Genomic DNA, 8171 nt, shown 5'->3' with positions numbered 1-8171 from the left:
GCGCGGGCATGCTCCTGCTAGCCGCCGGGTGCATGGTCATCGGTCTCTTTCCGGCCGTGGTCTGGCGCATCTTGCCACGGGTGGCCCACGCATGGTCCGGTGTATCCCTGCCCACCCAGCCACCGGGCGGCCTGTCCGGTCTGGGCGCGGCCCATCTGGTCCTCGCCGGGCTGGCCGTCATGGCGGGCTGTATCGTACTTATTGTAACGCGACGGCGCGTAAGGACAGCGCCCACCTGGGATTGCGGTTTTTCCGCCCCGTCCGCCCGCATGCAGTACACGGCCGGCTCCTTCGCGGACACCATCGTCTCGTGGTTTGTCTGGATTCTGCGCCCCAGGCTTCATGAAATCCTGCCCGCGACATTTTTCCCGGCCTCGGCGCGGAGCGAATCCCACACTCCGGAAACCGTTCTCGAACACCTGGTCGAGCCCGTCGGACAGCGCGTTCTGCGCCTGGCCGATCTGGCCGCGCAATTTCAACACGGCCGGACCCAGTCGTATATCCTCTACCTCGGCATCGGCATCATGGTCTTGGCCATCGCCATCTTTCTGAACTCGTACCTGTAATCCTCGACACAAAGCATTCATCATGTATCTCAATCTCATCCAAATCGCGGAATCCCTTGGCGTGTCGGAAAACGTCGTCACGGACTGGGTCCGCAAGGAAGGCATGCCCCACGTGCATGACCGGGGGCGCATCCTGTTCGAACAGTCCCAGGTCATGGAATGGGCGGCCCAAAGGGGCCTGGCCGCCCACACGGGCTTTTTGTCCGAGCCGGCCCCGGCCCAGGCCGAAGCCCTGTCCCTGCCCGAGCTGTTGCGCCGGGGAGGTATCTGGCATGACGCGCGGCCCGACGACCTGCCCGGCATTTTCGGGCGGATCGTGGCCAATCTGCCCGGTCTGGCCGGCCCCGTGCGCGACATGCTGGCCCAAAGGCTGGCCAGCCCCAATGGGGTGACCATGGCCCCGGTCGGCAACGGCTTCGCCCTGCCCCACCCGGCCATGCGCGTGGCCCTGGGCGAAAACAGCGCCCGGGTCGCCCTGATCCTGCTGACCACGCCGCTTGCGTCCATGGAAACACCGGATGGAACGCCTATCTCGCGCCTTCTGTTCTTCATTTCGCCCACGCCCCGCGTGCATGTGACCATGCTCGGCCTGCTGGCCCAAAGCGTCGCGGCTGGAATTTTTCAGGACATCCAGTCTTCCCAAGACGATGCAACGCTCTTTCAAATCATTGAACAGGCCTGGACCTCGCGACAAGGGCTGGCCCGATGACCGCAATGCTCTTTTTTTCTTCCCTGGCCTGCCTGACCCTGGCCATCGGCGCGGGCAGACACCCCAGGCTTTGGCTGACGCTCGTTCTGTGCGGAGCGGTCGGGGTCCTGACAACCGCGCTGGGCATCCTGGGTCACGCGGAGGCATGGACCTGGCGGGCGGCCTTCACCCTGGGCGGTGAAACACCGAATTTCTTCCTGGATGGTGTCTCGGCCGTATTTTTGATCGTGGTCAGTCTGGTCGGCGGCTTGAGCGCGATCTATTCCCGCGAATACTGGTCCGACCGGCAGTATCCCGCATCGGCCGCACGGGGCAGGTCCTGGGGCGCGGTCCTGATCCTGGGCATGGTTCTGGTCCCGAGTCTGGCCAATGGCCTGCATTTCCTGCTGGCCTGGGAAGTCTTCGCCATCAGCGCCTACTTTCTGATCACCCTGGACAACACCAAATCGGAAGTACGCCGGGCCGGCTGGCTCTATCTGGCCGCGTCCCATGTCGGAACCATGTTTTTGTTCGCTTTTTTCACGGCCCTGGCCGCCCAGACCGGCAGCTGGGATCTTGGGCCCATGCGTGACCAAACCGCCCTGGCCCCGCTTTTCTGGCTGGCCCTGGTCGGCTTCGGGGTCAAGGCGGGCATGTTTCCCCTGCACATCTGGCTGCCCTCGGCCCACGCCAACGCACCAAGCCATGTTTCGGCCATGATGTCGGCCGTGGCCATCAAGATGGGCGTGTACGGCATTGTCCGCTACAGTTCCTGGCTACCCCTTCCGGACGGCGCTGGCTGGATCGTCCTGACCCTGGGCATAACCAGCGCCCTGCTCGGTATCGCCTTCGCCCTGGCCCAGAACGATTTCAAACGCCTTCTGGCCTACTGTTCGGTGGAAAATGTCGGCATCATCCTGACCGGGCTGGGGCTGGCCATCCTGGCCCAGACCCATGGCCAGGCAGCCTGGGGCCGCATCGCCCTGTGCGGAGCACTTTTGCATGTTTGGAATCACGGCCTGTTCAAAGCCCTGCTCTTCTTCGGCGCCGGTTCCGTCCTGCATGCCACGGGCACCAGGGACATGAGCCGTCTGGGCGGGCTGTGGCGGGCCATGCCCTGGACCACGGGATTGTTCGCCATGGGCGCGGCGGCCGTATCCGGGCTGCCGCCACTGAACGGCTTTGTCAGCGAATGGATCATCTATCTCGGCCTGATCAAATCCGTCATGACCAAAGGTGACATGGCCCAGGCGATCATTCCCGTGGTCATCCTCCTGGCCGCCGCCGGAGCCCTGGCCCTGGCGGCCTTCGCCAAGGCAATGACCATCATTTTCCTGGGAGCGCCCCGCACCAAGCCGGCCATTACGGCCCACGAGTGCGGCTGGACCATGCGCGCGCCCATGCTCGTCCTGGCCGGACTTATGGCCGGTATCGGCCTGTTCCCGACCCTGGTTCTGGCCCCTATCGGCAACGCGGCCTCCGCCTGGAGCGGAAACTGGACAGAGATTCCAGCCATGCCCGTGGCCGATCTCGGACAATTTCATCTTGTCCTGTTCGCGGTGCTCATCGCCCTGGCGGCAGCCTTCATGAGCAAAGTCCGCCTTCAGGGACTGCGCTTCGGCCCCACCTGGGACTGCGGTTATGCCGCGCCCACGGCCCGCATGCAGTATAGCGGCGGCTCCTTCGCCGGCATCGCGACGGAATGGTTCGCCTGGATTCTGCGCCCCAGCCGTCTTGTCCGACGCGTGCGCGGCCATTTTCCCGAGCAGGCCCTGGCCCTGGAACGAATTCCGGAAACCGTGCTGGAAAAAGCCATCCAGCCCGTGAGCACGGGCGTTGTCTGGCTGGCCGACGGCGCCAAAAAAATGCAACACGGCCGTCTGCACATCTACATTCTCTATGTCTTCGCCGGCGTCATGATCCTTGGCGCCCTGGCCTTCTGGGGAGGAATACAGTGACCGTCCTCGACATCGCAGTCCGCCTTCTGGCCTGGCTCATCCTGGCCCCGCTGCTTCCGGGCATCATCACCAAGGTCAAGGCCTGGGTGGCCTGCCGCCAGGGTCCGCCCGTGCTCCAGCTCTACTACGATCTGTTCCGCCTCTGGAACAAAGGCGTGGTCATGAGCGATCTGGCCTCGCCCGGATTTCTCATCGCCCCGGCCGTGACCTGGATGGCCGTCGTCGCGGCCGCCCTGCTCATGCCCCTGGGCCGAGCCGGGTGCGTCTTTCCCTTTGACGGCGACGTGCTGCTGCTCATCTATCTGCTGGCCCTGGCCCGTTTCTGCACGGCCTGGGGCGCCATGGAAACCGGCTCGGCCTTCGAGGGCATGGGCACCGTGCGCGAGGTCAGCTTCGCCGTGTTGGCCGAAATCGGCATCATCACCGCCACCCTGACCCTGGCCATCCAGTCCGGCACCATCACCCTGCAACACCTGTTCGCACCGTTGCCAGGACCATCGGCGGCGCTCTTGGCGGTTGGTCTGTTCATCATCCTCCTGGCCGAAAACTGCCGGGTGCCCTTTGACGACCCCACCACACACCTGGAGCTGACCATGATCCACGAAGTCATGGTCCTGGACCACAGCGGCCCGCCCCTGGCCCTGATTCTGCACGGAGCCTCGGTCAAGCTGATGCTCTTCGCCGCGTTCCTGGTCCAGGCCGTCCTGCCCGTGGGCGTAATGTCCCCGGGCGCGTCCCTGGCCGTCCTGGCCCTGGGCGTCGTCCTCGTCGCCGTGGCCGTGGGTCTGGTCGAGTCGCTGACCGCACGGCTGGCCTTCCGGCGCACACCGCTTCTTCTGACCATTGGTTTTCTGTTCTGCCTCTTTCCCCTGATCCTGACCTGGATGGGAGGTCTTCATGGCTGATCTGTTCAATCTCTTGATCGGCGTGGCCCTGGGCTTCAACCTGCTGGCGCTGGGCACCAGCCGTCTGCCGCTGTTGATCCGGGCGGTGGCCGTCCAGGGCGTGCTCCTCGGCCTTGCGCCCCTGCTGCTCGAACACGGCGAGATGAACTGGCAACTGGTCCTGCTGACCATCGCCACGGTGGCCGGCAAGGGCATCATCATTCCCGGACTTTTGCACCGGGCCATGCGCACGGCCAACATCGCCCGCGAGCTCAAACCCTTTATCGGCTACATTCCATCCCTCTTGCTCGGAGCCACGGCGACCATCGCCGCCGTGATCCTGACGCGGCACCTGCCCCTGTTGCCGGAGCACGCCGGATCCCTGCACGTTCCCGGCGCCCTGGCCCTGATCCTGACCGGGTTCATCCTGCTCATCGGACGGACCAAGGCCATTTCCCAGGTCTGCGGCTACCTCATCCTGGAAAACGGCATCTATCTCTTCGGCCTGCTGCTCATCCATTCGACCCCCATGTTGGTCGAATTCGGCATTCTGCTGGACGTGACCGTCGGCATTTTCGTTATCGGCATCATCGTCGACCGCATCCAACGGGCCTTTGACTCCCTCGACACCCGCAAACTCACGGCGTTGCACGAATGAACTCCCAAATTCTCATCCTCGTCCCGTTTCTGGGGGCAGTGCTTGCCGCCCTGTGGCCGAACAACCGGTCCCGGCCACTGCTGCTGCCCGCCTTTGCCCTGCTCCACGCCCTGCTGGCCTGCTGGTTTCTGATCCGCCCGCCGGCCTATGATCCTGCCGCATGGCTGGCCTTCGACCCCCTGGCGCGGGCAGTGCTGCCCGGCGTGTCCCTGCTTTTTCTGGGCTGCGCCGGATTCGCCGTCGGCTATCTGCGCGCGCACAGCCAGGGCAACCGCGTCTTCGTGGCCGCCCTGCTGCTGGTCCTGGGGCTCTTAAGCGCCGGACATCAGGCCCGGCATCTGGGCATCCTGTGGATCGCGACCGAAGGCGTGACCCTGGCCTGCGTACCCCTCATCCATTTTCTGGGCACGCCCCGCGCCTTCGAAGCCACCTGGAAATACCTGCTCGTCGGCGGCACCGGCATCGCCCTGTCCCTGCTCGGGTCCATCTGCCTGGGCTACGCATCCCTGCACGGCGGCGGCTCCGGCGACATCACCTTCGCCACCCTGCTGGCCCAGGGCCCCCACCTGTCCAAGGTCTGGGTTCTGGCGGCCTGGGTCCTGCTCCTGGTCGGCTACGGCACCAAAATGGGCCTGGCTCCCATGCACACCTGGAAACCCGACACCTACGGCGAAAGTCCGGGCATTGTCGGCGCAATTCTGGCCGGCGGCGTGACCTCGGTGGCCTTCATGGCGATCCTGCGCATCAAGCCCGTCATCGACGCGGCCGGCGAGTCCGCCGTGGCCTCCGGCACCCTGCTTGGCCTGGGCCTGTTCTCGACCCTGGTCGCGGCCCTGTTCCTGCTGCGGACAAAAGACTTCAAACGCATGCTGGCCTATTCCAGCATCGAACACATGGGCATCCTGAGTATCGCCGCATCCCTGGGCGAAGCCGGCCTATGGGCGGCCCTGTTCCACATCTGGAGCAACGGCCTGACCAAGGGCGCGCTCTTCCTGGGCGCGTCCAACCTCGAACAGGCCGGAGGCTCCTCGTCCATGGAGCATGTCCGGGGCATGTTCCATCTCATGCCCAAATCCTCCGCCATCTTCGTGACCGGCATGTTCGCCATCACGGCCTGCCCGCCCTTCGCGCCATTCTTCAGCGAACTTCTCGTGCTGCGCGCCGGCTTTGCCGCGGGCCAGGGATGGGCCATGGGCCTGTTCCTGTTCTGTCTGCTCCTGGCCTTTTTTGGGTTGTCCCGCATCGTTTTCGCCGTGGTCGACGGCCGACCACGCGCGCGCCAGAACGCGCCCCGCCGAATCGCGGAAAACGTCGGACTGATTCTGCCGCCGCTGGCCCTGCTTACGGCCTCTCTCTGGCTGGGGCTTTTCACGCCGGAAGTCCTCAAGGACGCCTGGTCCGCCGCTGTCCTCCAACTCGTCGCACAGCCATGAACACACTTGCTCCCTTTTTCACCTTTGCCAACGGCTCCCGCGTTTCCTGGTCATCGGTTCCGGCCTTTTCCATCACCAAGCTGGTCCGGGTCACGGGCGAACTTCTGGATCGCGGAGCACGGATCTGCTCCTGGTTCGGCGTTCCGGAAGGAGACGAAACCATCCTGATGGCCGTTCTGGCCATGGACGCCGAAAGCGTCCTCGGCGTGGCCCGCTCCGAGCCCATCAGCGGCTCCTATCCGTCCCTGACGCCCAGATATCCCCAGGCCCACCTCTTCGAACGTGAAGTCTGGGAACAACACGGGCTGGTGCCCACCGGCCATCCCTGGATCAAACCCGTGCGCCACGCCAACGGCCCGGCTCCGGCCAACGCGCCCTTTTTCCGGGTCGATGGCGGCGAAATCCACGAAGTCGCCGTGGGGCCGGTCCACGCCGGCGTCATCGAACCGGGGCATTTTCGCTTCCAATGCCGGGGCGAGGAGGTTTTGCACCTGGAGATCGCCCTGGGCTACCAACACCGGGGCATCGAGGAACACCTCGCCGGCGGCCCGCACCGGTCCACCATGACCCAGATGGAAACCGTGGCCGGCGACACGACCATCGCCCACGCCACGGCATACGCCACGGTCATGGAAGCCCTGGGCGGGGCCGAGGCCCCGCTACGCGCCCAGTGGCTGCGCGCCCTGGCCCTGGAACTGGAACGTCTGGCCAACCATACCGGCGACATCGGCGCCCTGGCCGGAGACGTGGCCTTTTTGCCAACCTCCGCCCCCTGCGGCAAAATCCGGGGAGATTTCCTGAACCTGACCGCGCTCATGTGCGGCAACCGTTTCGGCCGGGGCCTGATCCGCCCAGGAGGCTGTCGCCACGACCTGGAACCCGAACGTCTGGAAACCCTCAAGACCCGATTGCAAACCCACCTCGCCGACGTGGACCAAGCCATGTCCTGGTTTTGGGACGCGGCCTCGGTCCGGGTCCGTTTTCGCAACGTCGGCATCGTGCATACGCCCCAGGCCGCGGACATCGGGCTAGTCGGCCCGGCCGGACGCGCCTGCGGACTGGTCCGGGATGTGCGTTTCGATCACCCGGCCGGGTGGCACCGCTTTTCCCAGGTTCCGGTGGCGGTCTGGCCCAGCGGTGACGTTTTTGCCAGGGCCAGGGTCCGATCCCTGGAAATTCAGCGCTCCGGCCGCTACCTGCTGGAACAGCTCGACAGCGCCGTGGACGGGGACATCCTGACCCCCGTCCACCCACCCCAGCCCAAAGCCCTGGCCGTGGCCCTGATCGAAGGATGGCGGGGCGAGGTCTGCCACGTGGCCCTGACCGATGCCGGCGGTCGTTTCCGGCGCTACAAGATCACGGACCCATCCTTCCACAACTGGGCCGGGCTGGCCCTGGCCCTGCGCGGCACGGACATTTCGGATTTCCCGATCTGCAACAAAAGCTTCAGCCTGTCCTACTGCGGCTTCGATCTCTAGGGGGAGCGCATGTATATTTTCGAAACCCTGGCCAACCGGCTCAAACGCGGCTGCATGACCATTGCCTTTCCCCATGGCACGGCCCCGGCACTGCCCGACCGTCACGGCGGCGCCCTGCGCCTGGACAGCACACGCTGCGCACCGGACTGCGCCCTGTGCGTCGAGGTCTGCCCCAACCAGGCCATCACCAAGGATAACGGACAGCTCCGGCTGGATCTGGGCCGATGTCTGTTCTGCGGCGACTGCGTCACGGTCTGCCCCCACGGCGCCATCCAACACACCAACGATCACCGCCTGGCCACCCGGCGACGCGAGGACCTCGTCCTGACCCCGGACCATCAGGAATTGCGTCTGGCCGAGGCCCTGGACAAGAAAATGCTCCGCCTCTTCGGCCGATCCCTGCGCCTGCGTCAGGTCTGCGCCGGTGGCTGCAATGCCTGCGAGGCGGACATCAACGTGCTTGGAACCATCGGCTGGGATCTGGGCCGCTTCGGCATCCAGTACGT

8 protein-coding genes are annotated in these 8171 nt (G+C 65.3%); all 8 read left to right on the top strand.

Annotated elements, in window-relative coordinates; all coding sequences use genetic code 11:
• The first annotated feature begins 8 nt into the window (after positions 1–8).
• Positions 9–566: a hypothetical protein gene (locus EOL86_10280; GenBank protein NCD25958.1), complete on the top strand. Its 558-nt coding sequence runs from the start codon at positions 9–11 to the stop codon at positions 564–566.
• Positions 567–588: 22 nt separating this feature from the next.
• Entirely contained in the window at positions 589–1275 is a 687-nt protein-coding gene (locus EOL86_10275; GenBank protein ID NCD25957.1) for a helix-turn-helix domain-containing protein, read from the top strand.
• Positions 1272–3212, top strand: coding sequence for an NADH-quinone oxidoreductase subunit H (locus EOL86_10270; GenBank protein ID NCD25956.1), 1941 nt, complete (start codon positions 1272–1274; stop codon positions 3210–3212). The genes EOL86_10275 and EOL86_10270 overlap by 4 nt, the downstream gene beginning before the upstream one ends.
• Entirely contained in the window at positions 3194–4117 is a 924-nt protein-coding gene (locus tag EOL86_10265; GenBank protein NCD25955.1) for a formate hydrogenlyase subunit 4, read from the top strand. Before EOL86_10270 ends, EOL86_10265 begins: the two co-directional genes overlap by 19 nt.
• Entirely contained in the window at positions 4110–4754 is a 645-nt protein-coding gene (locus tag EOL86_10260; GenBank protein NCD25954.1) for a hydrogenase, read from the top strand. Before EOL86_10265 ends, EOL86_10260 begins: the two co-directional genes overlap by 8 nt.
• The gene (locus EOL86_10255) at positions 4751–6187 is read left to right on the top strand and encodes a Fe-S-binding domain-containing protein (GenBank protein ID NCD25953.1); all 1437 of its coding nucleotides are present in this window, start codon (positions 4751–4753) and stop codon (positions 6185–6187) included. Before EOL86_10260 ends, EOL86_10255 begins: the two co-directional genes overlap by 4 nt.
• Positions 6184–7665 (top strand): hydrogenase, encoded by a 1482-nt coding sequence (locus EOL86_10250; protein ID NCD25952.1) that lies wholly within the window; start codon positions 6184–6186, stop codon positions 7663–7665. The genes EOL86_10255 and EOL86_10250 overlap by 4 nt, the downstream gene beginning before the upstream one ends.
• A 9-nt stretch (positions 7666–7674) precedes the next feature.
• Positions 7675–8171, top strand: a 497-nt coding sequence (locus tag EOL86_10245) for a 4Fe-4S dicluster domain-containing protein (protein NCD25951.1), incomplete at its 3' end; no start/stop codon positions are given.

It is taken from the genome of Deltaproteobacteria bacterium (assembly GCA_009930495.1).
In the GTDB taxonomy this organism is placed as follows: Bacteria; Desulfobacterota; Desulfovibrionia; order Desulfovibrionales; family Desulfomicrobiaceae; genus Desulfomicrobium.
Note: the sequence above shows the minus strand (reverse complement) of the source record. Positions and strands in the feature narration are given on the sequence as shown.